Below are 25,198 nucleotides of genomic sequence, written 5' to 3' on the forward strand. Positions count from 1 at the left end.
CTGAACCGTTCATTCCCTTTCTGCGGTACGGCTGTGCGGCACGGCGGGGCGTCATCCGGTCACCCCGCATCCGCCGGCACCCCGAGGATCGGCCGGGACCGTGACTCAGCCCGCGCCCCGCGCCCGCGTGGAAGTCAGCGTCCCCCACACCACCAGCCGGTACCGGGAGGTGTACTCGGGGGTGCAGGTGGTGAGGGTGAGGTAGTGGCCGGAGGCGGAGTAACCGTAAACGGGCCTGGTGAGGGAACGGGGCACGGGCCGGATGACCCCCGAGTCGCGGGGTGAGGTCTGCGGCAGGATCTGGTCGACGGTGTAGGTGTAGGTCGCGTTCCTGGTCTCCACCTCCACCCTGTCGCCCTTCTTGAGGTGGTTGAGGTACCGGAAGGGTTCGCCGTGGGTGTTGCGGTGCCCGGCGAGCGCGAAGTTGCCTGCCTGGCCCGGCTGTTGGGTGTGGGCGTAGTGGCCGACGTACCCCTTGTTGAGGACCTTCTGCTTGCTGGTGCCCTCGGCGACGGGGACGCTGAGGTGGAGACGGGGGATGCGGAGGACGGCGTAGGCCTGGGAGGCGCGCGGACCGGACGAGGACGCCCTCCCGCCGCCACCGGACTGCCCGGACGCGCGCCCGGACCCGGAGTCGGAGTCGGAGTCGGAGTCCGAGCCGGAGTCACTGTCGGTGCCGCTGTCACCGGAGTGGTCCGCGCCCCCGGCCTCCCACTCCCGCTCCAGCGCCTCCACCCCCCGCTCGGCGCCCTCCCGCGCCTCCCGGTTGGTCCACCACAGCTGATGGACGACGAGGAGGAGCACCAACGCCCCTGCGGTGACGAGGAGTTCCGCACCGCTCCAGAGCACCCGCCGGTACCGGGCGCGCCGCCGGCGGGTGCTGTGCTGCACAAGGGGGATCCGCACGCCGGGCACCATAAGGCGAGGGGGACAAGGTCGCCAGACCCGTACATACGCGACCTGCTCGCGCTATGCCCCGTTCGCCCCGTCGAACCCCTTCATGCCCTTTCTCCACAGGTTTGAGAAAGGGCTGTCAGAACTCTCGACAACCCCACATGGCACACCTGATGCTTCGTGTCGGCCGAACGGGACCGGCCATGACTCGGAGCGGAGTAGCCATGATCCGACGCAGGACACTGCTGGCCGCCACCGGCGGCGCGCTCTTCGGAAGCGCCCTGGCGACGGGCACCGCCCACGCCGACGCCACGATCTCCGTCAACCCCTCGACCACCTACGGCACCTGGGAGGGCTGGGGCACCTCCCTCGCCTGGTGGGCGAACGTCTTCGGCGGCCGCGACGACTTCGCCGACGCCTTCTTCACCACCAAGTCCGTCTCCTACAACGGCAGGACCCTCCCCGGTCTCGGCCTGAACATCGCCCGCTACAACCTCGGCGCGTGCAGCTGGAACACGGTGAGCGGCACCTCGATGGTGGCCTCCCCCAACATCCCGGCCTTCAAGCAGATCGAGGGCTACTGGCAGGACTGGAACAACGAGGACCCCACGTCCTCGGCCTGGGACTGGACGGCGGACGCCACGCAGCGCGCGATGCTGCAGAAGGCGGTGGCGCGCGGCGCGACGACCGAGCTCTTCGCCAACTCCCCCATGTGGTGGATGTGCCTGAACCACAACCCCTCCGGCGCCTCGGGCGGCGGCAACAACCTCCAGTCCTGGAACTACCGCCAGCACGCCTCCCACCTCGCGGCCGTAGCCCTCTACGCCAAGAACAACTGGGGCGTGAACTTCGCGACGGTGGACCCCTTCAACGAGCCCTCGTCGTCCTGGTGGACGGCGACGGGCACGCAGGAGGGCTGCCACATGGACGCCACGGTCCAGTCGGCCGTACTGCCGTACATGCGCAGCGAGCTGGACAAGCGCGGCCTGACGGCGACGAAGATCTCCGCATCGGACGAGACCAGCTACGACCTGGCCCGCACCACCTGGAACTCCTTCTCCGCCACGACGAAGGGGTACGTGAACCGGGTCAACGTCCACGGCTACCAGGGCTCGGGCGGCCGCCGCGACCTGCTCTACACGGATGTCGTCACCACGGCCGGCAAGGCCCTGTGGAACTCCGAGACGGGCGACAGCGACGGCACCGGCTACACCATGGCCTTCAACCTCCTCTACGACTTCCGCTGGCTGCACCCCACGGCCTGGGTCTACTGGCAGGTGATGGACCCGACGGCGGGCTGGGGGGTGATCAAGTACGACGCCGGCACCCTGCAGGCCGGCGCCGTCGAGACGAAGTACTACGTCATGGCGCAGTTCAGCCGCCACATCCGCCCCGGGATGAAGATCCTGGACACGGGTGTGAGCTACGCGGCGGCGGGCTACGACGCGTCGGCGAAGCGCCTGGTGATCGTGGCCCTGAACACCTCCTCCTCCGCCCAGACCCTGACCTTCGACCTGTCCCGCTTCACCACGGTGAACGGCGGCTCGGGCGGCCTGGTCCCGCGCTGGAGCACCCTGACGACGGGTGGCGGCGACCTGTACACGGCACGCTCGGACACCTACCTCAGCGGAAAGACGCTGGCCGTGCCGTTCGCGGCGAAGGCGGTGCAGACACTGCAGGTGGACGGCGTCACCATCTGACCGACGGGCCGGAGGCGGATCCGCGCCGATCCGGCCCCTCTGGCCTGCAGATATCTCACTTTTGACACCGGGCGGCGCTACGGTGTCCCCCATGCGCCCCGACACGCCTGCCGAGAACGTCGACCACACCGCCGAAGCGGCACGCCTGGAGCGGACCGCCGGCCTGTATCCCGAGGACGCGGAGGCCCTGCTGCTGCAGGCCGCGGCCCACCTGGAACTGGCCGGCGACCGCCCCGCCGCCACCGCGCTCTACGACCGCCTCCTGTCCTCCCCGCAGGGTCCGGAGAACCTGGAGAACCCCCACCTGGTCCGAGCCCTGAAGGCCTCGAACCTCTGGGAGTACGGCCACGAGGCGGAGGCCCGCGCCATCATCGACGGCCTCCGCGCCGCCGCCCCCCGCGACCCCGCCCCCTGGGTGATCGTCGCCGAGGCCCTGGAATCCCACGACGAGCTGGAGGCGGCGGAGAACGCGTTCACGCAGGGAGCACGCCTCCTGCTGACGGACGTGTCGGAGCCCCCCTACTCCACTCACGCCCTGCTGTTCGGTCGCCACCGGGTCCGCCGCATGCTGGGCGCCCCACACGACGACTGGGACCTCCAGGCGGACACCCTCCACTCGTCCCCCGTCTCCCTGGACGAACTCCACGACCCCAAGCGCGTCTGGTCCCTCGGCTCGGACAACCCCGCGGAGCTCGCGGCGGAGATCTCCCGCCTCCAGGCCGAATTGGGCGCCTACCGAGAGGCCCTGTCCCGCCCCTTCCCGGTGGCCGTCCTGCACTGGCCGGCGGGCGAACTCTCCGAACTGGTCGCCGCCTACCCGTCCCTGGAACTGGAGTACCCCTCCCACGGCGAGCACCTCGCGACGATAGAGGCCTCCCTGAGAGAACTGTCGGCCTCCGGCACCCCGAACCTCGGAATCGTGACGGGGACGGTGCCGTCTTATGAGGCGTTCGCCGCCTCGGAGGGGACTTCGCCGGGGGACGGGGATCTGCTGCCGCAGTATGCGACGACCTTGGCGGCGAGGGGGAGGGCGGTGGCTTGGCCGCCGCAGAGGGGGGCGGCTTGTTGGTGTGGGTCGGGGAGCGCGTATGAGGGGTGCCACGGAGTTGAGTAGGCGATTCAACCCCGCGCACCGAGCCCAGCCGTCATAGCGATGTGTGCCCTGGCCTACGACTGGCTAGGGCCACCAGCCCCTTGCCACCGATCACGGTGGTACCGGACGTACTCCTCATGCACCTTGTGGTTCGCGTCCCTCTTGAGCTTCGCTCGCACGTTCTCGCCGACGATTCCAGCCCGCACGACGATCGACCAATCGTTCTCAATGACGATGGCCCCCATGTCGAGCCTCACATGGCAGTTGGGGCACAGGCACAGAATGTTCCGCTCAACATCGGGACCGAGGTGAGGTTTACCCAAGGGGCGTATGTGAGCACCCTCGCTGTAGGGCTTGCTATCCGGACCAACTAAGCGCACACCGCAAATCTGGCACTCGTGGTCGTAGAGTTCCTTAACGCGTCTAGCCGCGGCAGCGTCCCTCACTATGCGCTGGACACGGGTGGCACGCGTCGTAGGTAACTTCTCTTCCCCATACGAGTCGTCATCACCTTGCCCTCCGCGCTCGACTCCCACTTCTTCGTCCAGCCGCTCCTCCTGCTGCACCAACACCTCAGCAACACGGCGTTCAGCAAAGGTCAGCTCCTGTTCAGGATCGGAAAGGCGCTCCAAGTCGAACTGGCAGATCTCGATGGGCGAGCCGTCGGGCGCCGGTGACTTCGATATAGCCGTACGTACGGCAGTGATCTTGTACAGGCCGTCATACCGGTAGCCCTTGGGAAGGGAATACCGGCGATCCCCCTTGGGGCCTCGCATGATGCGAATGTGGTGCCCCCGATCAAAACTGAGCTTGAGCGCCGCGTTGTCCGGATACTCCCAGGATTGACTCCGCAGGAGCCTCTTGCCATCTTTGGCCTTGTCCTTGTCTGGTGATGCGCCGGTGTACTTAATCCAGGTCCAGCCATCCTCGTCGTCTTCATACCCACCGTTGAGGACGATGGCGTCGGCGACGTAGGTGCCGTCCTCATCCTTGAGGCGGGAGATCCCCCGCATGTTGTCACTGTGAAGCTTCGCAGCCCTCACTTCAGCGCGCCCAGGAAAGACCTCACCAGGCACGACGCCGTCTATGTGACCGATGACTCGCTCTACCATCGCACCATACTGACCGAAGTCGATCACTTACGTCACGTCAGATTCCGAGACCGATCGATCAGTTGGGTCACCGGGACTCGCGCCTCTTGTGTCAGTGGCCCCTGTTAGAACTGTTCACGGCGCAACGAGTGATCGAGGGGGCCCAGCGTGGTTCAGCCAAGGGATCTGTCACAACCTGTCGCAGGTGTGTACGAAGAGCTCATCACCGAAGGCATGCAGGCACAGATCGACCAGCTGAACGCGGCCGGTTGGAAGCCGATCCATGCAGAGGTCAGCGCTGAGTCCTCACCGCATGTGCTGGCCCGCTACATCGGTGACGCTGTGGGTCGGCGATTGAGCCAGCTACCTCATGACAAGCAGGTCGCCGTGGCCAACCAGATCATGCAGTTCCTGGTCAACAGCATCCCGGATCCAGACGTAGATGCGGCCGTGACCGCCATCGCCGATGGACCTCGCCAACTTCTCGCCCTGGCTGAGCAGGAAGCCCCTGGCGTCTACGCCATCCGCCCACTGACTCCGCTCTCCGAGACGGCACTGATCACCAACGCGCCGGATGATCCGAGCTTGGGAGCGGAGCTACGGGCAGAGCTCGCCACCGCCGACCGCATCGATCTGCTCTGCGCGTTCGTGAAGTGGTACGGCATAAGGGTCCTGGAGGACTCGCTACGGGCAGCGAAGGAACGTGGTGTTCCGATCCGGGTCATCACGACCACCTACATCGGCGCCACCGACCGCGGCGCTTTGGACCGGTTGGTGCGCGAGTTCGGCGCTGAAGTGAAGGTCAACTACGAAATTCGGTCGACGCGTCTGCATGCTAAGGCGTGGTTGTTCCGGCGGAACACGGGCTTCGACACGGCGTACGTCGGCAGCTCCAACTTGTCCAAGGCTGCCTTGCTTGATGGCTTGGAGTGGAACGTACGGCTGTCCTCGATCGCGACTCCCCGAGTGCTCGACAAGTTCGAGGCGACCTTCGACGCGTACTGGGCCGACATGGCCTTCGAGACGTACGACCCCGATCGCGATGGCGAGCGACTCGCCGAGGCACTAGCCCGGGCGGGCGGCACCGGACCTGTGGGAGAGCTCAAGATCAGTCTCTCAGGTCTCGAGGTACACCCCCTCCCTCATCAGAAGGACATGCTGGAACGCCTCCGTGTGGAGCGTGACATTCGTGGCCGCCACCGGAATCTCCTCGTAGCGGCGACGGGAACAGGCAAGACCGTCATGGCTGCGCTGGACTACCGCAGCATGCGCGACAAGCTTGGCGGCAAGCTTCCCCGCCTGCTCTTCGTCGCCCACCGCAAGGAGATCCTGAAACAGTCCCTGCGGACCTACCGAGAGGTTCTCGACAACGCCTCCTTCGGCGACCTGCTCCACAGCGGCAAGGAGCCGGGCGATTGGAGCCACGTGTTCGCCAGCGTCCAGTCACTCAATGTGCAGCGGCTAGAGCAGCTGGACCCCGAGCACTTCGACGTGATCGTCATAGATGAGTTCCACCACGCCACGGCCGAGACGTACAGACGGGTCATTGAACACTTCGAACCGGCCGAGCTGTTGGGGCTCACTGCAACCCCCGAGCGGATGGACGGACGCAATCTCCAAAACGAGTTCTTCAACGGACGGATCGCCGCCGAGCTGCGACTCTGGGAGGCCCTGGAGAACGATCTGCTCTGCCCGTTCCACTACTTTGGTCTTCCGGACGGCACGGATCTGACCCGCCTCGACTGGCGTTCGGGTAGCTATGACCGGGAACAGCTCGGCCGCATCTACACCGGTGACGAAGCCAGGGCCCGCATCGTCATCAAGCAGGTCAGGGATAAGATCTCGGATCCCGCCGGCATGCGGGCACTGGGATTCTGTGTGAGCAAGGACCACGCCCACTACATGGCCGAGTGTTTCCGCCGGGCCGGGTTCCAAGCGGCGGCCCTCGACAGTGACTCCAAACCCGAAGTGCGCGAGCAGACGCTTGACGATCTCAAAGCGGGTCGCATTCAGGTGATCTTCTCCGTCGATCTGTTCAACGAGGGACTGGACATCCCTGACGTCGACACCCTCCTACTTCTCCGCCCCACCAACAGCGCGACTGTCTTCCTCCAACAGCTCGGGCGCGGACTGCGCCGTACGTCGAACAAGCCAGTCCTCACTGTGCTCGACTTCATCGGTCAGCATCGAGCCGAGTTCCGCTTCGAAGAGCAGTTCCGGGCTCTGACCAACCTCTCGCGCAGCCGCCTCGTCGACAACATCGAGCAGGGCTTCCCCCAACTGCCGTCCGGCTGTCAAATCATTCTGGAGGGCAAGTCCAAGGACCTGGTCCTGGACAACATCCGCACACAGCTCAAAGCCACCATCACCACGTTGGCCAAGGAAGCCAAGGACTACAGCACCCTGCGGCTGGCGGACTACCTTCGCGAGAGCCGACGCGATATCCAGGAGCTCTACAAGAGCGACAACTCCTGGACCAAGGTGCTGCGTAAGGCGGGCTTCATCCCGGAGGAGGCGCCGTCAGGCGAAACAGAGCTCCTCAAGCGTGTCCACGCCTTCCTGCACGTTGACGACCCGGACCGGATCCATGCGTACCTGCGTCTGCTTGCCGATGACGCCCCCGACTACGACGCGCTGTCCATGGAGGAGCAGGCATACGCCCGCATGCTCTTCTTCAACGTATGGGACAACGCAGGCGGTTTTACCGACTACCGGCAGGGGCTTGAATCTCTCCGTGCCCAGCCGGTGTTCCGTGACGAACTCCAACAAGTCCTGGCGTACGCCCTCGAAGAGGCTGACCACTTCCCGCTCCCGCTGGATGGCCCGCTCGCCCGCGTCCCTTTGAAGATCCACAGCTCCTACAACCGCTCCGAGATCCTCTCGGCTCTGGGAGTGGCACATCTTGGCGGCCAGATGCCAAGGGACTTCGGGCAGGGAGTGCGGTGGGTGGAGGAACACAGAACCGATGCCCTCCTCATCACTCTAGAAAAGGACGAGCGGGACTTCTCCCCCACGGTTCGTTACAAGGACTACGCGCTCAGCCCGACGCGCTTCCACTGGGAGTCCCAGAGCACAACTCCAGAAAACTCGCCGACTGGGCTGCGTTACCAGCACCACGCCCAGCAGGGCAGCCATGTCCTGCTTTTCCTGCGCCGCTACAAGCGCAACAGCATCGGCAAGGCCGAGCCGTGGATGCTCCTGGGCCCGGCGATGTACGTGGAACACACCGGAAGCAAGCCCATGGCCATCACCTGGGATCTGCACCACGAGCTTCCTGCCGATGTGAGCTCCTACGCCTCGATCACGAGCTGACCTTGGTCTCTGTGGCGCCGGCTCGTTTCGTGTGATGCTGGCGTGATGAGTGATCAGCGTGAGATCGCTATCGTCCGGTGGCCGGGCCAGACCCCTTCCGCTGAGGACGGCCTGGCCCGGTTGTTGGCGGATTACCATCTGCGGACCGAGGCCGAGAAGGGTGAGGCCGTTGCCGACGTGGACGGGCTGCCGGACCGCTACCGGATAGAAGTCTCGGACCCGAGGACCGCGTTCATCGACGATGTCGTGCTGTTGGCCTTGAGCGGGGACACCTCCGTGGGCTGCCTGGTGGTGACCGCCCCCACCGATGGGCAGTCGGAGATCAAACGGCTTTGGACGGATCCAGCATTCCGGGGCCAGGGCATCGCATCTGGTCTCCTCAGCGCCGCGCTCGCGCATGCTACGGAAAGCGGCGCGACCGATGTGCGGCTGTCGGTGTGGAAATGGCGGACCGGTGCTATCGCCCTATACGAACGGCTCGGCTTCACGGTCAGCGAGTCGTGGGACGAACGGGATCTCCTGGTCTGTATGCAGCGCGCCCTGTGAGGCAGCCCGTCCGCCTCAGCCGTCCAGTTCAGCGTCGTAGCGGGCCTGGGCGCGATCCAACGCCTCGTCCACATCGCGGCCGTGCGCGCGCAGCCAATGCAGGAAGTCGGTGATGAGTGTGATCACCGACTCCTCGGACACCGCCCTGCCCAGTCTTCCGTGGCCGGGCCGGAGGGGCGGCGGCTTCTCTCCGGCGTAGAAGTCCAGCAACGCCTCGGCCCGCCGTACGCCGGGGCCTTCCACATGGCCGTTCGGCGAGGTGAGGCCCGTTGTCAGCTCGCACCAGGTGACCTTCCGGTCGACGCGGAGTTGGACGCCCCAGCGGGCGGCGACCGCGTCGACGAGGGCCATGCCTCGCCCGCCTTCCGCGTCGGCGTTCGCGTCGAGGAGGGTGGGCAGGGCGCGGGTGTCGGGGTCGTGGACCTCGATGCGTAGATGTACGCCGTTCATCGCGACCGCGAGCGTGGCCGGGGTTCCCTGGCCGACGTGCGTGATGACGTTGGACGCCAACTCACTGACGCAGAGCTGCGCTTCGTCGGTGACATGGTGCAGACCCCAGATGCCCAGGTGCAGTCTCATGGCCCGCCGCAGAACGGCCACCTCCGTCGGCTCGGCCGTGAAGGCGAGGTCCCACGGTTTGCGCGTCATGCACTCTTCCCGGTCCACGAAAACCCCTCTGGTCGCAGCGACACCCCCATGAGCCACGCAGTGTCACGCATGGTCACGGTGAGTTGCATCACCATCAGAGTGCGGTGCGCGAATCCCTTCGTGCAATGTGCACAGCGAGATTCCCACTTCTGAGTGATTGGCAAGCACATCCCTTGGCGCGAGACTGAACGCCCGCTACTCGAAACGGGGTTGATATGGCCGGATCACCAACGGCACGACGGCGCCGGCTCTCGATCGAGCTGAAGAAACTCCGTGAACAGAGCACACTCACCTGCGCCCAGGTGGGCCAAGCCCTGGACTGGAGCGGCTCGAAGGTCAACCGTATGGAGACGGGCAGCGGTCGTATCCAGCCCTCGGACATCGACGCCCTCTGCCGGTTCTACGGCACCAGCGAGGAGATGCGGGAGTTTCTCAAGTCGTTGGCCCGACAGGCCAAGGTCCGTGGCTGGTGGCAGGTCCATGGCTCAGCGGTGCCGGAGTGGTTCAACATCTACATCGGTCTGGAGCAGGACGCGTCCACCTTCCGCCAGTACCAGTGCGAGCTGGTGCCCGGACTCATGCAGACCCACGCCTACGCCTCCGAGCTCCACGCGACCGGTGCGCACCTGTCCGCCGAGGACATCGACAGGGCCGTACGCGTGCGTATGGAGCGGCAAGCCATGTTGCAGCAACCCGATGCCCCCGAAGCCTGGTTCGTCGTGAACGAGGGTGCTCTGCGCAATGTCGTCGGAGATCGAGGACTGATGCGGGAACAGCTCGAACGCGTCCTGGACGCCGCTCGGCTGCCGACCGTGACCCTGCAGATCCTCCCCTTCGATTCGGGGACGTACCCGGCCACCGGTTCCTTCACCATGCTGGGCTTTCCCGCCCCGGAGGATCCCGACCTCGTTTACCGGGACGGCATCACCGATGCCGTCTACTTGGAGGGCGAGCATCATGTTCGTGAGTACACCCGGGCGTTCGACGGCCTTCGCGCCGCGGCCCTAAGTCCTCAGCGTTCGGTCCATCTGATCGAAACGGTCTTGAAGGAATACGCACGGTGAGCATTGCAGAGTCCAGTAGTTCCAGCCAGACGGTGTGGTTCACCTCGTCGTACAGCAATGGTGCCGGCGGGGAGTGCGTCGAGTTCGGGCTGATGGACCACGACGCGGTCGTACGCGATTCCAAGATGTCGGGAGGACCGGTGGTCACTGTGGGGAACAAGGCTTGGCGCTCCTTCGTGGGGGCCTTGACCCAGGGACAACCGGCGCACCGAGGGCAGGATGCATGCCGGCTGCCGGATCTGTAGGACACTGCCCATAGGACAGAGGATCAAGGAGCAGATCGTGAGCGCACAGCACGAGGAAACACCCGTTCCTGCGCCGTTGTCTCTGAGGACCATCGGCGATATCCGAGCGGCCCTGCGCTCCGGGCATGGCTTTCCCGGCGATCGCGAGTCCTTCGAAGCGGATCTTCAGCATGCGCTGGAGACGTCGACGGAGACAGACTTGAAGGCGGTTGCTGCGGTCATCGTCGATTACCGGGGCAGAATCCGTCTCTACCAGGACCCTGAGTTCGACATCGCAGTGCAGGAAGGCATCGACCTCACGGCCCGACTGAAGCAGGAGACCCAAGACCGGTGAGCGGCGTCATCGCGGCCGTGACAATGAGGGCTGCCGAGCGGGCGAAGTCCCTCGGAGTCGAGCAGGCCCTCGAAGTGCTGCGGCAGGAACTGGAGCAGGTACCGCGTCTGGGGGTGCTCCTGGGGCCGACCCGGCCAGACGGCACGGAGGTCCGCAAGACACGTGTCGAGCGCCGGGGCAGTCAGCCGGGGTTGGCGGTGGCGTATGTGTACACCCCGTCGCCTCCGCCTCCGACGGTCGCAATCGTCGCCGTGACCCCGGACGACGGCACCGGCAGCGAGTAGCCCGATACCAGACGGAGCCTGAGCGTGGCGTCCTCGCCGGTCACGCATGGGTTGGTGGCTCCGAGGAGTCGTGGCGGACCGAGAAAGCATTATGCGGCGCAAGTGAGATGGGCCGGGCCGAGGCAGTTGCCCTCGTGCAACAGATCATGGATGCCGACCATGTCTCTGAGGAGGAGGTCGACAGCTGGATGAACCTGCTCGACAGGGGGTTGGCATGTCCAGCAGGCCACGTCAGCAACCTGCTCTTCCGGCCGCCGGAACGGGAGCTCTCGGCCGAACCTGGTCCAGCTCCAGATCAAGGCGACAGCCGCTCAAGGTCACCGCCGCAGCGGCAGCGCTATCGGCGTCCGTTGCGGCTGTACCCGGCCCACAGTGGCCCGCCGACCAAGTCCAGCACCTCTTTCACCGCATCCGCGAAGCGGTCCGGTCCGCCACCTGCATCGGACATGGCCGCAGCGGCCCCTTCCGTGAGCCGACTGTGCAGCCCAGGATCGGCTGCGGCGAGCCGCCGCGACAGCCATTTGCCGCCGCCCAGCCAGTGACCGCCCGCCAGCAAGGCGAGTTCCGAGGCGCGCAGCAGCAACAGTGCCACCAGGTGCACCCGCTCCAGCGAGTCCGAACAGCCGCGCAGATCATCCAGCGCATCGGTGAGCCCGTATCGCCGGTCTTCCAGCTCCGCGTCCGATGCGGGAGGCGGCCCGGCCGCAATGCGTTCCCTCGCCTCGGCCTGCAGTGCAGCTCCGAGCCTGTCCGCATCGACCAGCAACACACCCTCTGCGCACATGGTCAGCAGCGGAGAACGGCGGGCGGCCGTCTCCCGGTTGGCGAAGGCATGCCAGTCGGCATCGGTCTGGACGAAGAGCTCAACTGGCCAGCCCTGGTGCACCAGGCTCTCCCGGTACGGGGCGGGCGCACCGGTCAGCAGCACCACGATGTCCAGGTCGGAGGTGGGCGTACGACGGTCGGTCAGCACGCTCCCGGCGAGGAAGGCGGACCGTGCCTCGGGGAAACGGTCCAGCACCAGCTCCCTGGCGATTTCCACAGGATCCATCGCCACAGTGTGGCGTCATCGGTCGATACCGGGCACCGGGATTCTTCGCCGCTGCCGAGTCCGCGGGCTGGCCGCGCTCATCGTCGTGATCGCGTCCGCGTCCGGGGCGCGCTGCTGGATCGTGCCCCAAGGACCGCGTCGGATGAGGGCGGTCAGAAGGCCCGCCTATCGCGCGCGAAGCGGTCCTCCCGAGGAGCCGAAGCGGACCCGGCGGCGACCGGGAGGCGTCGCCCGTGCCGGGTCTCGGTCGGGGTGCAGCCGGCTGTGCTCATCCGGGCAAGGGCACCGGTCGGTTGGTCATGGGGTGTGCGGCGGGCTGACGGCATGACAGCAGCAGGGTGATGGCCTGCTCGCGGGTGCGGGCCGGGGTGTCGTTCCAGGCGCAGAGGAGCTCCCAGTCGTTGAACGGGGCGTTGCCGTCGGGGTCGAGGCGGGTGCGTACGGTGGCCAGTGCTGATCTGACCGCTTCGGTGCAGGACTGTGCGTTTCCGGTGGCGGCCCATGACAGGGCGCCGACGAGGCTGGCCGCCTGGGGGTCGTGGGGGGAGCCGACGTACAGCAGGCCCTGTCCCTGGCACCAGCCGCGTTGGGCGATCAGCAGGGCGCTGCGCTGGAAGATCTCGTGGGACAGGGCGGGGGACGGGGCGGCGGGGCGGTACAGGACTGTGCTCATCGGGCTTGGCTCCCTCTCTCTTTGCCGGGGTGGCGGAACATGACCGCTGCGCCGTCGGCCTGGGGGACGAGGCCATCGGCGCAGCGGGGCCTTGCGAGTGGGAAGGTCGCAGCGGTGAGTCAGGTCACCGCGCGGTGTGGTCGGCCAGGGGGAGCTGCTCGCTCGCGCTGCTTGCCACCGCGGCCGGAGCGGGCGCCGGTTGCGGCGCGGGGGCCTGGTGTCCCGTGCGGCGGTGGCGGCCCCAGATCCGGTCGCCGATCAGCAGGAGAGCGGCGGGCATGACCAAGCGGCGTACGACAACGGCGTCCAGGACGACGGCGGCGGCGAGGCTGATGCCCAGCTCCCGGACGATGCTGATCTGCGCGCTGGTGAAGGAGGCGAAGACCGCGACCATGATCGCGGCTGCACCGTTGACGAGCCCGGCCGTGCGGGCGAGTCCGCCCAGGACGGCCTCGCGGTGCGAGATCCCGCCGAGGTACATCTCCCGCATCCGGGAGATCATGATCACCATGTAGTCCATGCTGAGGCCGAACATCACGGCGAAGAGCATCAGCGGGGTGACGCTGTTGATCGAGTGATCGTCGTTTCCGGAGATCAGGGCGAGGAAGCCGAGGCTGGCGCCGACGACGGCGACGTTGAAGGCCAGGGCAAGCAGCGGCAGCAGGACCGAGCGGAAGGCGAACAGCAGGATCACGAAGCTCAGCAGGGCCACCGATCCGACCACCAGAGGGACCGAGCGCAGCACCAGGTCGTCGAAGTCGGAGCCGGTGGCGGTGGCGCCGGCCAGTTGCACGCTGACGTTCGGCTGGGTCTGCCCGTCGAGGTGGTTGCGCAGGTCGTCGACGAGGTGGTGGGCGGAGGCGCTGTCGGGGTCGGCGCTGGGTGTGACGACGACGCGGGTGACCAGGCTGTCGCCGTCGCGCGTCCACAACTGGCCGAGTGCCGCGCGGGTCTGGGCGTTCAGGGTGCCGGGGTCGGCGAGGGTCTTCGGCAGGGTGTCGGCCGGCAGTCCCAGCGAGGTGACGGCCTGGACGTTCTCGGCTCCGGGAGCGGTCTTCGCGTACGAGGCGACGGCGGTGGCGCTCTTGAGCAGGGCGTCGGCCTGGTCGCGGTCGCTGCTCAGGACGATCTGGACGGGGAACATCTCACGTACGCCGATGTCCTGCTTGATGCGCTCCATACCGATGCGGGCGCTGTCGTCGGAGGGCAGGATGTCGGCGCTCGCGACGGGGACGCGCAGGGTCAGCTGGGCCGCCGGCGCGGCGAGCGCGGCGAACGCCACCGCCAGGCCGGCCAGGACAAGTCCCGGACGGCGCGAGAAGCGGCCGCTGGGGCGGTCGGCGCTGCGGGCAGCGGTGGCGGCGGCGTTCTTGCGGCGGCGCAGGGTGCCCCAGTTGATGCGGTGGCCCAGCAGGCTCAGCACGGCGGGCAGCAGCGTCATGGCGATGGCCACGGCGACCAGGGAGACCGCCACACCGCCCAGGGCGATGCTGGTGAAGGACATGGCGCGGGGAATGAACAGCGCCGAGAGGGCCACGACGACCGCCAGGCCGCTGAACATCACGGAGTGGCCCACGGTACGCATCGTGCGGTCCAGGGCGTCCGGCACGGTGCGCCCGTCGGCGAGTTCTTCGCGGAACCGCTTGACGATGAAGAGCGAGTAGTCGACGGCGACGGCCAGGCCGACCATGGACACGATGTTGGCGAACAGGCTGTTGACGTCGGTGACCTGCGTCATCCCGTAGCCGATGGCCTGGGTGACCATCAGCGTGGCGCCGGCCATGAGCAGGGGGACGGCCATCGCGGCCACGGAGCGGAAGACCAGCAGCAGGACGACGAAGAGCACCGGGAACGCGATCATCTCCGCGCGGGTGACGTCCTCCTTGGAGTGCACGTTCAGTGCGTTGTCCAGGGCCGGGGCGCCGGTGACGTCGGCCTCGACGTCCTTGCCGACGGCTTGGCGCACGTCGTCCTGCAGGTCGGGCACGAGGTTCTGGACTGTGGTGTTGTCACTGGTGAACCCGACTTGGAGGAACGTCGTGCGGCCGTCCTCGGACAGCCACTCCGGATGAGTGCTGCGGTCGGTGATGGTGGACACCCCGTCGCGCCGTACCGCTTCGCGTGCCTGCCCGATGGCGTCCTCCACGGAGCCGTCCGGGCTGTGCAGCACGACCAGGAGGGAGTTGGGGGCCTCCTTGAAGGCGCGTTCCACCGTGCGCTGCGCCTTGACGGACTCGCCACGGGGGTCGGAGAAGCCGCCGGTCTTCAGGGCGCCCTCGAGCTGGAGCGCGAAGGGAACTGCCAGCGCGAGGAGCAGCAACCAGCCGACGATCACGGCTTTGGGCCGTGTGACGGCGAGATGGGCGATTTTCTTCACTTCTAACTCCTGGGATCGGGGTCCGCCGTTCGCGGAAGGCGGGCCGTCCGACAGCTGCCAGACAAAGGGACCCACGTAGTCGATGATGGAACATCGATGACGTGCTATCGATGCCTCATCATGCATGACGGAACATCGATGACGCAACATCTTTGAACGCGACCGCTGCGGGAAGGAGGCGGCACAGAGGAGATCCGGACATGCCTCACCGGTCGATCACGCCGCGGCGACCGACCGGATGAGTGGGTGAAAGGAGGAGCTGACCTGCTGAAAGGCGCCTTACGAACCAGGGGAGCCGGGTCCTTCGGAAAGGCCTGATCCGTATGCAGAGGATGCGAGCCGCACCGTGTCGGCTCCCGCCGTGTCCCGGTCGGTGGGCGTACGCCTGGCCCGCAGCCTGTCGAGTTCGGCACGGTCCGCCCACAGAATGAGGCGGTAAGGAGGCCGGCCCTCCTTGCGCGCCACGGTGACCCAGCCCCGGCGCGCCCAGGCGTACAGGGTGATGGACGGCATGGACAGTTCCGCGGCCAGGTCCCGCAGCCACCACTCGTCCGCCTGGAGGCTCTCGCCGGGAACCGCCACGGGCCGGCGACGGGTCCGCTGGACGTTCTCGCGCAGCAGGCGGCGGACCGTGGTGAGGCTGATGGGATCTCTCCGGCCCGGCGCCATGGTGAAGCCCTCGCACCACAGCACCCGGGTGATGGTGGGAGCGTTGCACCCCTGTCCGGCAAGGACGGCGATGCGCCCGACGATCTGGGCGTAGTAGTCCTCGGGCGGGATGTCGGGAGACGGCTGCTGGGCCGCGGACGGGCGTTGTCCGGGGCACCTCGCGGTGGCATCCGTGTGCAGGGAGGGGTCGCAGTCGGGTTCGTGAGGGCCGGCGGGCCGTGCGGACGTCGACGTCATGACCGCCTCGAGCGGGCCCGGGAGCTCACACAGCGGCCGGGCGAACGCCTGTGGCCGGGAGAAGGCGCCCGGCCGGCCGATGGACGGGCGCTCCGGCGCGGCCGGCGTCCCCCACCCGTGCGGCACGGCGGGATCTCGCGGCGGACGGTGCGGGCGCGCCCCATGGTCCCGGGGGCTCCCGCCGGGAGGACCGGGACATCCATCAGGCTCCGCCCCCGGTCCACGGGATCGTCCGCAGTGCGCGAAGCGGGCGGTCCGAGCGGACGGGGACTGCGCGGCGGGCGACCGTACCGGCACCTGGCGCGGCGGCGGGGAGCCGCCGGTTCGGCGGGCGGACGACGGTACGGAGACGGAGGGGAACGTCGACGCGGCGCATAACGGCGGGATTCAAGGTGGCGTCCTTCATCGTCCCTGGTTCTCACTGCATGGGCGTCCGGTACCGCGGAAGATCATGTGTGAAGGTCACGCTAGGCGTGCCCCTGTACGCCGGGATCGCGATTCGGGCAACATGACCCGAAAACAAGGCGTGGACCGCTGCGGTCTCACACTTCCACTTGTCGTGGCGGAGACTGCTCTTTTGCCGCTCTGTCAGATTCCGCTTCCCGGGCCGGAGTGGCATGGCCATGCCAATAATGGCCGGAATGGCATGATCAGGTCCGGTACGGACACCCGTGCCGGCCGAATCGGCTTTCCCTGCCTGGCCCGGCTCTTCGCCTCCGTTGTCAACGCCGCGGAAGGCCAGACGGCCTCGCCGTGGTCTCGCCCGGTCCCCTCCGGGTCAGACGGCCTTGAAGATGCGTTCCATGATGCTGAGGACCGTGGTGAACTCCTGTGCCGCCGGTCCCTGGCGGTCGGCGGGGACGGAGGCGGCGAACGTCTCGTCACCGAGCGGGCGCGGGTCGATGCCTCTGATGTCCAGGTCGCCAGGGAGCCATGCCGCACGTCCCACGGCATCGGCGGGCGCACCGTCGCGTCGCCCGACGGCTTCCCGGGGCGCCGCGGTGAACACCGCGTCCGGGGTGGCGGAAAAGGCATTGCTGATGCTCATGGCAACTCCTGAGTCGCTCGGGGAGGGGCGGACGGGGACGGGTGCGGTTGGGTCGGGGTCAGGGCAGCGTGACCACTTGGGCCGCGTAGGAGAGCCCGGCACCGAAGCCGATCGTGAGGGCGAGCGCGCCGCTGCGGACGGCTCCGGAGGCCAGCATGTGCTCGATCGCCAAGGGGATGGAGGCCGCCGAGGTGTTGCCGGTGTGCACGATGTCGCGGGCGACGGCCACGCTCCCGGGCAGACGCAGCGTCGCGGCGAGGGCCTCGACGATGCGCAGGTTCGCCTGGTGCGGGACGAACGCCTCGAGGTCGGCGGCGTCGACTCCGGCCTCCTCCAGGGCCCGTCGGGCGGCATGGGCCATCTCGTAGACCGCCCAGCGGAACACGGCCTGGCCCTGCATCGTCAGGGCGGGGAAGCGCGGCGTACCGTGCCTGAGCTCCTGCCAGGAGGCGGTCTGGTCGATGGCATGGCCCTGCGAGCCGTCGGAACCCCAGACCACGGGGCCGATGGCCGGGGTCTCCGAGGGACCGACGACGACGGCTCCGGCGCCGTCGCCGAACAGGAAGGCGGTGCCGCGGTCGTCGTGGTCGATCAGGTCGGACATCCGCTCGGTCGCCACCACCAGGACGTGGCCGGCGCTGCCGCCACGGACCAGGTCGTGGGCCACCGCCAGGGCGTGCGTGAAGCCCGCACAGGCCGCCGACAGATCGAAGGCGGCGGCCTGCCTGGCCCCGATCCGGTGGGCCGTGTCGGCGGCGAGGGCGGGCAGTTGACGGAAGTGGGTCGAGGTGGCCACCAGGACGCAGCCGACCTGGTCCGCGGTCACTCCGGCGTGCGCGAGTGCCTTTTCCGCGGCCGCGGCTCCCATGAGGGCGACGCTCTCCTGCGGAGCTGCCCAGCGCCGTTCCGCGATACCGGAGCGTTCGCGGATCCACTCGTCGCTGGAGTCGATCCGAGGGGCGATCTCCTCGTTCGGCACCACTCGGGAGGGCCGGTAACCGCCTACGCCGACGATACGGGCGTACTCCGGGCCCTTGGAAAGCCGCAGCACGGGGGGTGTGGACACAGGGTCTCCCTGGAACGGACGGTCAAAGGGGAGGGGAATGGTGACGGGCCCGGAGCGGGGGTTTTCCCCGGGCCCGTCACGGAACGGGGGCGGCCGGCTCAGTCGAGGCCGCGCAGGATGTGCTCCTCGGTGAACTCGCCTTCCAGGCGGGCCAGATGGAGCGGTGTGGGCAGCGCCCAGCAGTGGGTGGGTGGGACGGCCGGGGACGGGGCGGCGGGTGACACCTCCTCACCGGGCGCCTTTGGAACGGGCACCGGGGCGGCGGGCGCCATGTCAGGACACCCGTGCGGGCGCGCGCTGTTCGGCCCGCTGGGCCAGCCGGCCCAGGCGCAGGTCGGCGACACCGGCGAACGCCGGACGAAGCAGGGCGGCGAGGCTTCCTTGGTTGGTGAAGGAGTGCGAGACGCGGGTGCCGGTGCCGTAAGGCAGCAGACGCCAGGTGTTGGTCTCGGACAGGCCGGGGACTTCCCAGTGGCCCTCGATGAGGGTGGCGCCGATGGCGCGGTACTGCCAGTGCCCTTTGAGGCCGCCGCGGGCGGTCAGTGGATAGCGGTGGCCGACGATCGCGGCCGAGGGACCCCGTACCGAGAGGAACGCCGGGTTCCATTCGGCCAGGGCAGTGGGTTCCAGAAGGATCTGCCGCACGGTCGCGACCGGTGCGGGGATCAGGATGTGCGAACTGACGGTGTTCATCAGTACCTCATTCCTCCGTCGGTGCGGATGACGGTGGCGTTGATGTAGTCGGCGGCCGGAGATGCCAGGAAGGCGATCGTCTCGGCGGTCTGGCCCGCCTCGCCGAGCCCGAGCAGCGAACGGTCGGTCATGCGCCGCTTCTGCGGGCCGGCCACGGCCGCTCCCAGACCGACGTCGAGGATTCCCGGGGCCACGGTGGCGGTGCGGATGTTGTACGAGGCGTACTCCTGCGACACGGTCATGGCCAGGCCGTGCAGGCCGGCCTTGGAGGAGGTGTAGGCCGCCTGGCCCGCGTTCCCGGTCAGTGCGGTGACCGAGGAGACGTAGATGATGCGGCCGTACCGCGCCCGCATCATGCTCTTCACCGCATACTTGGTGGTCAGGAAGGCGCCGCGCAGGTTGACCCGCTGCACCTCGTCCCAGTCCTCGATCGGCATCCGCACCAGGGGCTGGTCGCGGGTGATCGCGGCGTTGTGAACGAGGACGTCGAGCCGGCCGAACCTGCGGGCCTCCCCGGCGAGCAGGGCGGCGGTCTCGTCGGTGGCCGCGTCACCAGGTACGAGCCGGAGCCGGTCCCGGTGCTTGTCCGCGAGACGCTCCAGTTCGTCCGAGGGCGAGCGGTGATTGGCGACGACCGCGGCTCCCTGGTCGAGGAGCGTCTGCGCGGTCAGCAGACCGAGGCCCCGTCCCGCGCCGGTCAGGAGCACCACCCTCCCCCTCAAGGGGTCCCTCAGGGCCGGGGCTGCCGCAGTCGGACTGGTCATGGCGTGGTCTCCCAGGTGCGGGCCGGAGCCACCGCGGCGTCGACCGGGCACATCACGGCGGCTTCTATGTCGGCGGTGAACAGGTGGTCGGTGACCGGCGCGAGCCGGTCGTCGGAGAAGGGGCGGGGTTTGCGCAACCGGGCGAAACGCAGGTTGTCCGGCCGGTACGGGGGGCTCTCGACGAGCAGATGGGGCAGCAGCAGGTCGGGCTCGCTGCGCACCTTGCCCGCACTGTCCCTGAGGAAGCGCAGGCCTCGTTCGCGCAGCGCGGGCGGCATCCAGTCGAGGACAGGCAGGTGCAGCTCGCTCACGACGCCGTCGCTGGTCAACGTGGCCCGGTCGGCCACGTCGGACGGAAGGCGCTCGGCTTCCTCGGCGTACATCGGTACGGAGATGCGCTCCTGCTCGACCAGAACGAGCAGGCTTCCGCCGCTGTACAGGTGGTCCATCACCGCCGCCGCCTGTGCCGGGCTCGGCCACAGGGCCGTAGGGGTGTAATCACCGGACGAGGACTGGCGCCAGGTGAGCCTGCGGGGTCCGTCGAAGACCACGAGAGTGCTGCCGCACTGCAGGAACGCTGATCTGCTCATGGATGTTCTCACCCACTCCGGGTCGTCGCAGGGGCGCCGCCGACACCGACGAGCTGCTTGTAGTGGGCCTCGGCCCGGCGCCTTCGGTCTGCCGTTCTCAGGTCGGGGGCGGGGGCGGCCAGGATGGCGCGCAGTTGCCCGGCCGCCTCGTCGTCGTGGCCCACGGCGATCAGCGCCTCGGCGTACGCCATGGGGTACCGGGTGTCGTGGGCGCCGAGACGGGCCGCGTGCCGCAGGTGATCCAGTGCCTCCGCACGCCGGCCGCCCAGGGCGCCCGGCACCAACAGGTGCCAGCGGCCCAGCAGGTAATGGGCCATCAGGTGGTCGGGGTGATCTCGCAGCACCTCCTCGGCGGTACGTCTGACGCTGCGCAGCAGGGCGGGGCGCAGCGGCGCGGGCGCTTCGAGGGCCCGCAGTCCGGTGAGCCGGGCCGCCAGAACGCGGGCGTCCGCGTCGACCAAGCCGTTCGGGTTGTTCGGATCGGTGCGGCGGGCCATGCCGAGCAGCAGGCGTGCCTGCCTCAGACGCCGTGCCGCGGGCAGGGGATCGGTGCGGCTGAGCATTGTCTCGACGGTGGTCTCGGCCCGTTGGACGAGTTCTCGGGCCGCCCGCTCGGCCCGCTGCGGATCGCGGGCGGTACGGGCGGTGTCCACCAGCGCCTCGAGGCTGTCGCGGGCCGAGTCCACCAGCGCCCTGACCCGCTGGGGCCGGGGCAGTGCGGTGTCGTCGGGCAACGCGGGGCCGAAGACGACGTGCACCTCGGCACGGCGGGGCAGCGAGGCCCCCTTGGGCAGGACGTGCTGTGCGCCCCACAGAGCCACGGGGATGACGGGTACACCGGCCCGGACCGCGAAGCGGAAGGCCCCGTCCTTGAAGGGGAGCAGGGGCCAGCCCGGCCCTCGCGTGCCCTCGGGGTAGACCACCAGAGCGCCGCGGCCGGTGAAAACCTGGTCCACCGCGGCCAGCAGTTCCTTGCCGGGGCGGTCACGATCCACCGGGATCCCGCCCATGCCTTCGGTCCACCGGCGGCGCAGGGGGTGGACGAAGGCCTCCGACTTGGTGAGGTAGGAGGTGGGAGTGTCCCGTAACACGTCGAGCACGGCGTCGAGAACGAGATGGTCGGCGAAGCTGCTGTGGTTGGCGATCAGGACGAACGGTCCGTCGGCCGGCACATGCCTGACTCCTTCTACACCGGCGAGGAACCGGTGCGTGACCGCGGGACGTGTCAGCGCAGTCGACGCACCGGCCATCCACCGGGGGATCCGGCTCACTGCACCCGCTCTGTCTGGGCCGCGGCGTACTCCCGGAGCTTCTCGATGCTGGTGAGGACCAGGCCCTCGCGCCGGGCGAACTCGACGAGCTGGGGAAGCCGCGCCATCGTCCCGTCCTCCAGGATGATCTCCACGATGACGCCGGCGGGCGTCAGCCCCGCGAAGCGGGCGAGGTCCACAGCCGCCTCGGTGTGACCGGGGCGCTCCAGGACGCCACCCGGGCGGGCCACAAGGGGGAAGATGTGGCCCGGTCGGCGCAGGTCCGCGCTGGAACCCTTCAGTATGAGTTCGATCGTCTTGGCGCGATCCGGGGCGGAGATCCCGGTGGTGACGCCGTGCTCCGGGCCACCGTCGACGCTGACGGTGAACGCGGTGCCGTGGTGGTCCTCGTTGCGCTCGACCATCGGGGGCAGCTGCAGTTCCGCGGCGCGCTCCTCGGTCACCGAGACGCAGACCAGTCCGCGGCCGTGGGTGATCATGTAGTTGATGGCCGTGGCGTCGGCGAACTCCGCCGCCACGATGAGGTCTCCTTCGTTCTCCCTGTCCTCGTCGTCCACCACGACGATGAGCTCACCGCGTGCGATGGCAGCCACGGCCGCCGCAGCGTCGTCGAGGACGATCGGAGCGTCGAGGGCGACGGGGCTTTCCAGGATCTGCGCGGTCATGTCGCTTCCTTTGCTTGACGTTGGCGTGTGCTGAGCTCTTCCGGGTCGACGAATCAATGATTCGCCATCGATGACCCCTCATCGATGACCCATCATGCATGTCACGCCATCGTTGTTGCAACACCATTCGGGGGGTCGCGTGAAGTGGCAGTCGAGGTTCCGGAACCGGCCGGCCAGCCAGATGTGGCATATCGATGACGTAGCATTGAATGATGCGCCATGGATGCCGCATCATCGAGAAATGATGTGACCCAACGATCTGTTGAAGCCGACTGTCGAACCAACTTCTTGGAGCCGCCATGTCCCACCCCGCGACCACCTCAACCACGCCGCCGCACAAGACAGCCGAGACGACCGTGCGCCCTCAGAGCGATTCGGAGCTGCGCTATCTCCTGCTGGCGGCACAGCGAGAGGGCGCCCGGCAGATGACCGGGCAGCTCAGGCCCCTCAACCTGACCCCGGCCCAGGCCGAAATCCTGTTGGTCCTCGCGGAGCGCGCCCCTCTCACGCTCGCCGAGGTGGGCCGTCTGATCGTGTGCGAAAGCGGCAGCCCCAGCCGCATCGTCGACACGCTCACCAAGCGCAACCTGATCGACCGCGAGCCGGGCCAGGTCGACCGCCGGGTCGTCTATCTGCGGCTGACCCCGCGTGGGGAGGCGCTGATCCCCGAGCTGCGCACCATCGACGCCCAGACCGATGCCATGGTCACCGACCGCCTCAGCCCGGAGGAGCAGGCGGTCATGACCCGGGGGCTGCGCCAGATCCTGGACGGCACGCCCAGCGGAGACGCGCTGGCCGAGCGCTTCCGGCGGAAGAAGTGACCGGCCGCGCAGGCGCGGACCGGCCGTCGGACCGGCCCCGCCCCGCCGCCTTGGCGGGCACCTTCTGAAACAGCCGGCAGCGGCGGATCGGATCGCCCACGGGCTGCCGCTGCCCGAGGCGGAAAGACGCCGCCTGCCGGTGGCAGACCCGGCGTCCCGGGAGCGGGCCGGGACGCCGGGTCTGTGGATCGAGCGTGCGTCCCCTCGTGTCAGGGGTGGCTGCGACCGCCGAGCGACTGGCCGGGACGCTGTCGGAGGCCGAGCCCGGCAGACGGAGCGAAGGCCGGACCGTGTGGGTCGCGGCCTTCGCCGTCAGAAAGCGATCTGCCGTCTCAGGGAGCGCAGACCACGTAGACCGTGCCGGTGGCCGCCCGGCCGTTCGTCCTCTGGCTCAGGGTGCCTTTCCAGCCGACGGGCTTGCCGGAGGAGCTGCGCCTGGGTTCCGTGCGGGCGACGTACATGGTGGAGGGATCGTCGACTCCGACGCCGCCGCCCGTGGCCGTCCAGCCGGAGGGGCAGGAGATCGTGGTTTCGGAGGTGAAGTACTTGGATTTGACGACGGGGGTGGCCACCGCGGCGTCCGCCGAGGATGACGGGTACGAGGCGAACGCGACCAGGGCGAGGAGAACCGCGGTGATCCCGGTCAGGGCGTAGGCGGTCCGTCGAGCAGCAGCGCTCATGCGTTTCCTTCCGGTGAGGGCGACGCCGGAACGGGCTGGTGCTCCGTCCCCGCGTCACGTCACCAGGTCAGCACCGTCGCGGGCGCGACACGCAGGTGTCTCCGCAGGTGATCACAACTCGCCGGAAGGAGATCGTTCGCGACGCCTCGCTGCTCGGCCTGCGTCTGATCCAGGGCCTCCGCGAGATGGGCCAGGACGTGCGGCCCCTCCCCCCAGGCCTTCGTACGCCGGACGGCTGCGGCGGCACGAACGCGAGGTCGTCGCCCTGTGCGTATGGGGCGGGCTCGACCACGCGCAAACCGCCGAGGCCGCCGCCGGCGCGTTGCCGTACGCGAGTGCGCAACTGCGCCGGTACGGCCGTACGACGGTGGCGGCCTCGGCTCCCGGGAGGGACCCTCCGGCACCTCAGCCGCTGATCTCCTTGCGTCCCGTGTCGCCGCCGGTGATCTGGATGCGGCGCGGCTTGGCCTGTTCGGCCACGGGGATGCGCAGGGTGAGGACGCCGGCCTCGTACGAGGCGTCGATGCGGTCCGTGTCGAGGGTGTCGCCGAGGAACAGCTGGCGGGTGAAGGTGCCCGTGGGGCGCTCGGCGACGATCGTCTCCGCGCCCTCGGGGGCGGGGGAACGGCGCTCGGCGCGGACGTTGAGGACGTTGCGCTCGACGTCGAGTTCGATCGTCTCGGGGTCGATGCCGGGAAGGTCGAAGTGGACGAGGAAGTCGTCCCCCGACCGGTAGGCGTCCATCGGCATGACGGCGGGGCGCTCGGTGGTGCCGAAGACCTGCTGCGCCAGTCGGTCGAATTCGCGGAACGGATCGGTACGCATGAGCATCACAGGTCACTCCTCTCGTCAGGTGCTGGGTGCGATGCCCTTCGGTTACTTATATAGCTCGGAGGAGGAAACTTGACAAGCTCTGACTCAGGTTCGTTGCCTGGGACAGCGTGAGCGTTAGCCTCGGCCCAGCGGAAAGGCCCAGGAGGAGGCAGGTATGGCGAAGGTTCCCAGCTCGGTGATCGCCGCGGGTGGGCTGGTCGGCGGGTACGGGGTGGCCCGGTGGACGAAGAAGCGGCAGCTCGGCGGGGCCGTGCTGGCCGTCGCGGGGGCCGCGGCGGCGCAGCAGTGGCGGCAGCGGGCGGGCGGCCGGGCCGCGGGCGCGCTGAGCGCCGCGTACGTCGCCGCGTTCGCCGGGTCCCACCCGCTGGCCAAGAAGGTGGGCGCCTGGCCGGCCGTCTTCGGTGTCGCGGGCGCCGTCGCCCTGGCCTCGTGGGCGGTGGCGGACCGGCAGGGCTAGGTGTTCTGTCCACGGAGGTTGGTGACGCAGGTCTCGGCTGAGGGATCTTGAAATGGGTGAGGGCCTTCTGGCCTGGTGTGGACTGCGACAT

Annotated in this window: 27 protein-coding genes; 10 read left to right on the forward strand and 17 right to left on the reverse strand. The window is 68.5% G+C overall.

All coding sequences use genetic code 11. The features are described 5' to 3' along the window. Window positions 1-105 precede the first annotated feature (105 nt). Entirely contained in the window at window positions 106-906 is an 801-nt protein-coding gene (locus ACIBVL_RS40710; RefSeq protein ID WP_399105864.1) for a class E sortase, read from the reverse strand. Window positions 907-1,118: 212 nt separating this feature from the next. Between ACIBVL_RS40710 and ACIBVL_RS40715 the strand changes: the two genes are divergently transcribed. Together ACIBVL_RS40715 and ACIBVL_RS40720 are read left to right on the forward strand one after the other, a co-directional pair. Next, a complete protein-coding gene (locus ACIBVL_RS40715; protein ID WP_399105866.1) occupies window positions 1,119-2,594 on the forward strand; it encodes a beta-1,6-galactanase in 1,476 nt (491 codons plus the stop codon). Window positions 2,595-2,685: 91 nt separating this feature from the next. Further along, on the forward strand, window positions 2,686-3,708 hold the full coding sequence (locus ACIBVL_RS40720; RefSeq protein ID WP_399105868.1) for a hypothetical protein: 1,023 nt from the start codon (window positions 2,686-2,688) through the stop codon (window positions 3,706-3,708). A gap of 53 nt (window positions 3,709-3,761) precedes the next feature. On the opposite strand, the gene ACIBVL_RS40725 is transcribed toward ACIBVL_RS40720, so the two are convergent. Next, a complete protein-coding gene (locus tag ACIBVL_RS40725) occupies window positions 3,762-4,826 on the reverse strand; it encodes a YDG/SRA domain-containing protein (RefSeq protein ID WP_399105870.1) in 1,065 nt (354 codons plus the stop codon). A 186-nt stretch (window positions 4,827-5,012) separates the two neighbouring features. On the opposite strand from ACIBVL_RS40725, the gene ACIBVL_RS40730 reads away from it, so the two are divergent. After that, a complete protein-coding gene (locus tag ACIBVL_RS40730) occupies window positions 5,013-8,090 on the forward strand; it encodes a DUF3427 domain-containing protein (protein ID WP_399105919.1) in 3,078 nt (1,025 codons plus the stop codon). Window positions 8,091-8,135: 45 nt separating this feature from the next. Further along, a complete protein-coding gene (locus ACIBVL_RS40735) occupies window positions 8,136-8,636 on the forward strand; it encodes a GNAT family N-acetyltransferase (RefSeq protein WP_399105872.1) in 501 nt (166 codons plus the stop codon). A gap of 15 nt (window positions 8,637-8,651) precedes the next feature. Here the strand turns inward: ACIBVL_RS40735 and ACIBVL_RS40740 are convergent, their stop codons facing one another. Beyond that, window positions 8,652-9,284, reverse strand: coding sequence for an ATP-binding protein (locus ACIBVL_RS40740; protein ID WP_399105874.1), 633 nt, complete (start codon window positions 9,282-9,284; stop codon window positions 8,652-8,654). Window positions 9,285-9,499: 215 nt separating this feature from the next. Here ACIBVL_RS40740 and ACIBVL_RS40745 point away from each other — a divergent pair, with 215 nt between their 5' ends. Genes ACIBVL_RS40745 through ACIBVL_RS40760 form a run of 4 tightly spaced genes read left to right on the forward strand, consistent with a single transcriptional unit; the run spans window position 9,500 to window position 11,211 of the window. Beyond that, window positions 9,500-10,348 carry a helix-turn-helix domain-containing protein gene (locus tag ACIBVL_RS40745; RefSeq protein ID WP_399105876.1) on the forward strand — a complete coding sequence of 283 codons (849 nt, stop codon included), beginning with the start codon at window positions 9,500-9,502 and terminating at the stop codon, window positions 10,346-10,348. 32 nt (window positions 10,349-10,380) lie between these two features. Beyond that, window positions 10,381-10,593 (forward strand): DUF397 domain-containing protein, encoded by a 213-nt coding sequence (locus ACIBVL_RS40750; RefSeq protein ID WP_399105921.1) that lies wholly within the window; start codon window positions 10,381-10,383, stop codon window positions 10,591-10,593. A 37-nt stretch (window positions 10,594-10,630) separates the two neighbouring features. Further along, window positions 10,631-10,927 (forward strand): DUF6247 family protein, encoded by a 297-nt coding sequence (locus ACIBVL_RS40755; RefSeq protein ID WP_399105878.1) that lies wholly within the window; start codon window positions 10,631-10,633, stop codon window positions 10,925-10,927. Further along, window positions 10,924-11,211 carry a hypothetical protein gene (locus ACIBVL_RS40760; protein WP_399105880.1) on the forward strand — a complete coding sequence of 96 codons (288 nt, stop codon included), beginning with the start codon at window positions 10,924-10,926 and terminating at the stop codon, window positions 11,209-11,211. The genes ACIBVL_RS40755 and ACIBVL_RS40760 overlap by 4 nt, the downstream gene beginning before the upstream one ends. A 337-nt stretch (window positions 11,212-11,548) precedes the next feature. Here the strand turns inward: ACIBVL_RS40760 and ACIBVL_RS40765 are convergent, their stop codons facing one another. From ACIBVL_RS40765 to ribB, 12 genes are all read right to left on the reverse strand, one after another. Beyond that, on the reverse strand, window positions 11,549-12,262 hold the full coding sequence (locus tag ACIBVL_RS40765; RefSeq protein ID WP_399105882.1) for a nucleotidyltransferase domain-containing protein: 714 nt from the start codon (window positions 12,260-12,262) through the stop codon (window positions 11,549-11,551). Between the two features lie 268 nt (window positions 12,263-12,530). Then, the gene (locus ACIBVL_RS40770) at window positions 12,531-12,935 is read right to left on the reverse strand and encodes a hypothetical protein (RefSeq protein WP_399105884.1); all 405 of its coding nucleotides are present in this window, start codon (window positions 12,933-12,935) and stop codon (window positions 12,531-12,533) included. Between the two features lie 124 nt (window positions 12,936-13,059). Continuing rightward, window positions 13,060-15,312, reverse strand: a complete 2,253-nt coding sequence (locus ACIBVL_RS40775; RefSeq protein WP_399105886.1) for an MMPL family transporter — start codon at window positions 15,310-15,312, stop codon at window positions 13,060-13,062. 279 nt (window positions 15,313-15,591) lie between these two features. Continuing rightward, a complete protein-coding gene (locus ACIBVL_RS40780) occupies window positions 15,592-16,218 on the reverse strand; it encodes a hypothetical protein (protein ID WP_399105888.1) in 627 nt (208 codons plus the stop codon). Window positions 16,219-16,996: 778 nt separating this feature from the next. Then, window positions 16,997-17,266 (reverse strand): hypothetical protein, encoded by a 270-nt coding sequence (locus ACIBVL_RS40785; protein WP_399105890.1) that lies wholly within the window; start codon window positions 17,264-17,266, stop codon window positions 16,997-16,999. 58 nt (window positions 17,267-17,324) lie between these two features. Then, entirely contained in the window at window positions 17,325-18,332 is a 1,008-nt protein-coding gene (locus tag ACIBVL_RS40790; RefSeq protein ID WP_399105892.1) for a beta-ketoacyl-ACP synthase III, read from the reverse strand. Between the two features lie 98 nt (window positions 18,333-18,430). Continuing rightward, window positions 18,431-18,604, reverse strand: a complete 174-nt coding sequence (locus tag ACIBVL_RS40795) for a hypothetical protein (RefSeq protein ID WP_399105894.1) — start codon at window positions 18,602-18,604, stop codon at window positions 18,431-18,433. Window position 18,605: 1 nt separating this feature from the next. After that, window positions 18,606-19,025: an SRPBCC family protein gene (locus tag ACIBVL_RS40800; protein ID WP_399105896.1), complete on the reverse strand. Its 420-nt coding sequence runs from the start codon at window positions 19,023-19,025 to the stop codon at window positions 18,606-18,608. Continuing rightward, window positions 19,025-19,789: an SDR family oxidoreductase gene (locus tag ACIBVL_RS40805; RefSeq protein ID WP_399105898.1), complete on the reverse strand. Its 765-nt coding sequence runs from the start codon at window positions 19,787-19,789 to the stop codon at window positions 19,025-19,027. The genes ACIBVL_RS40800 and ACIBVL_RS40805 overlap by 1 nt, the downstream gene beginning before the upstream one ends. Next, window positions 19,786-20,379 carry a hypothetical protein gene (locus tag ACIBVL_RS40810; protein WP_399105900.1) on the reverse strand — a complete coding sequence of 198 codons (594 nt, stop codon included), beginning with the start codon at window positions 20,377-20,379 and terminating at the stop codon, window positions 19,786-19,788. Before ACIBVL_RS40810 ends, ACIBVL_RS40805 begins: the two co-directional genes overlap by 4 nt. 8 nt (window positions 20,380-20,387) lie before the next feature. Continuing rightward, the gene (locus tag ACIBVL_RS40815; protein ID WP_399105902.1) at window positions 20,388-21,629 is read right to left on the reverse strand and encodes a 1-acyl-sn-glycerol-3-phosphate acyltransferase; all 1,242 of its coding nucleotides are present in this window, start codon (window positions 21,627-21,629) and stop codon (window positions 20,388-20,390) included. A gap of 17 nt (window positions 21,630-21,646) precedes the next feature. Continuing rightward, complete coding sequence (gene ribB, locus ACIBVL_RS40820; protein WP_399105904.1) at window positions 21,647-22,315, reverse strand: 3,4-dihydroxy-2-butanone-4-phosphate synthase; 669 nt, start codon at window positions 22,313-22,315, stop codon at window positions 21,647-21,649. 299 nt (window positions 22,316-22,614) lie between these two features. Between ribB and ACIBVL_RS40825 the strand changes: the two genes are divergently transcribed. Beyond that, on the forward strand, window positions 22,615-23,136 hold the full coding sequence (locus ACIBVL_RS40825) for a MarR family winged helix-turn-helix transcriptional regulator (RefSeq protein WP_399105906.1): 522 nt from the start codon (window positions 22,615-22,617) through the stop codon (window positions 23,134-23,136). Between the two features lie 332 nt (window positions 23,137-23,468). Here ACIBVL_RS40825 and ACIBVL_RS40830 read toward each other — a convergent pair whose 3' ends face one another. Beyond that, window positions 23,469-23,816: a hypothetical protein gene (locus ACIBVL_RS40830; protein ID WP_399105908.1), complete on the reverse strand. Its 348-nt coding sequence runs from the start codon at window positions 23,814-23,816 to the stop codon at window positions 23,469-23,471. Window positions 23,817-24,221: 405 nt separating this feature from the next. Next, entirely contained in the window at window positions 24,222-24,647 is a 426-nt protein-coding gene (locus ACIBVL_RS40835; RefSeq protein WP_399105910.1) for an Hsp20/alpha crystallin family protein, read from the reverse strand. Between the two features lie 157 nt (window positions 24,648-24,804). Here ACIBVL_RS40835 and ACIBVL_RS40840 point away from each other — a divergent pair, with 157 nt between their 5' ends. Then, a complete protein-coding gene (locus tag ACIBVL_RS40840) occupies window positions 24,805-25,107 on the forward strand; it encodes a hypothetical protein (protein WP_399105911.1) in 303 nt (100 codons plus the stop codon). The last annotated feature ends 91 nt before the right edge of the window (window positions 25,108-25,198 follow it).

This window comes from Streptomyces sp. NPDC049687, from assembly GCF_044465285.1.
In the GTDB taxonomy this organism is placed as follows: domain Bacteria; phylum Actinomycetota; class Actinomycetes; order Streptomycetales; family Streptomycetaceae; genus Streptomyces.

What these genes read in the sequence shown, in the direction of transcription:
- ACIBVL_RS40780 (WP_399105888.1), bottom strand. Translation starts at nt 16,218, where the DNA reads ATGACGTCGACGTCCGCACGGCCCGCCGGCCCTCACGAACCCGACTGC.
- ACIBVL_RS40830 (WP_399105908.1), bottom strand. Translation starts at nt 23,816, where the DNA reads ATGAGCGCTGCTGCTCGACGGACCGCCTACGCCCTGACCGGGATCACC.
- ACIBVL_RS40815 (WP_399105902.1), bottom strand. Translation starts at nt 21,629, where the DNA reads ATGGCCGGTGCGTCGACTGCGCTGACACGTCCCGCGGTCACGCACCGG.
- ACIBVL_RS40730 (WP_399105919.1), top strand. Translation starts at nt 5,013, where the DNA reads ATGCAGGCACAGATCGACCAGCTGAACGCGGCCGGTTGGAAGCCGATC.
- ACIBVL_RS40785 (WP_399105890.1), bottom strand. Translation starts at nt 17,266, where the DNA reads ATGAGCATCAGCAATGCCTTTTCCGCCACCCCGGACGCGGTGTTCACC.
- ACIBVL_RS40715 (WP_399105866.1), top strand. Translation starts at nt 1,119, where the DNA reads ATGATCCGACGCAGGACACTGCTGGCCGCCACCGGCGGCGCGCTCTTC.
- ribB (WP_399105904.1), bottom strand. Translation starts at nt 22,315, where the DNA reads ATGACCGCGCAGATCCTGGAAAGCCCCGTCGCCCTCGACGCTCCGATC.
- ACIBVL_RS40765 (WP_399105882.1), bottom strand. Translation starts at nt 12,262, where the DNA reads ATGGATCCTGTGGAAATCGCCAGGGAGCTGGTGCTGGACCGTTTCCCC.
- ACIBVL_RS40735 (WP_399105872.1), top strand. Translation starts at nt 8,136, where the DNA reads ATGAGTGATCAGCGTGAGATCGCTATCGTCCGGTGGCCGGGCCAGACC.
- ACIBVL_RS40795 (WP_399105894.1), bottom strand. Translation starts at nt 18,604, where the DNA reads ATGGCGCCCGCCGCCCCGGTGCCCGTTCCAAAGGCGCCCGGTGAGGAG.
- ACIBVL_RS40745 (WP_399105876.1), top strand. Translation starts at nt 9,500, where the DNA reads ATGGCCGGATCACCAACGGCACGACGGCGCCGGCTCTCGATCGAGCTG.
- ACIBVL_RS40840 (WP_399105911.1), top strand. Translation starts at nt 24,805, where the DNA reads ATGGCGAAGGTTCCCAGCTCGGTGATCGCCGCGGGTGGGCTGGTCGGC.
- ACIBVL_RS40720 (WP_399105868.1), top strand. Translation starts at nt 2,686, where the DNA reads ATGCGCCCCGACACGCCTGCCGAGAACGTCGACCACACCGCCGAAGCG.
- ACIBVL_RS40800 (WP_399105896.1), bottom strand. Translation starts at nt 19,025, where the DNA reads ATGAACACCGTCAGTTCGCACATCCTGATCCCCGCACCGGTCGCGACC.
- ACIBVL_RS40740 (WP_399105874.1), bottom strand. Translation starts at nt 9,284, where the DNA reads ATGACGCGCAAACCGTGGGACCTCGCCTTCACGGCCGAGCCGACGGAG.
- ACIBVL_RS40770 (WP_399105884.1), bottom strand. Translation starts at nt 12,935, where the DNA reads ATGAGCACAGTCCTGTACCGCCCCGCCGCCCCGTCCCCCGCCCTGTCC.
- ACIBVL_RS40835 (WP_399105910.1), bottom strand. Translation starts at nt 24,647, where the DNA reads ATGCTCATGCGTACCGATCCGTTCCGCGAATTCGACCGACTGGCGCAG.
- ACIBVL_RS40825 (WP_399105906.1), top strand. Translation starts at nt 22,615, where the DNA reads ATGTCCCACCCCGCGACCACCTCAACCACGCCGCCGCACAAGACAGCC.
- ACIBVL_RS40810 (WP_399105900.1), bottom strand. Translation starts at nt 20,379, where the DNA reads ATGAGCAGATCAGCGTTCCTGCAGTGCGGCAGCACTCTCGTGGTCTTC.
- ACIBVL_RS40805 (WP_399105898.1), bottom strand. Translation starts at nt 19,789, where the DNA reads ATGACCAGTCCGACTGCGGCAGCCCCGGCCCTGAGGGACCCCTTGAGG.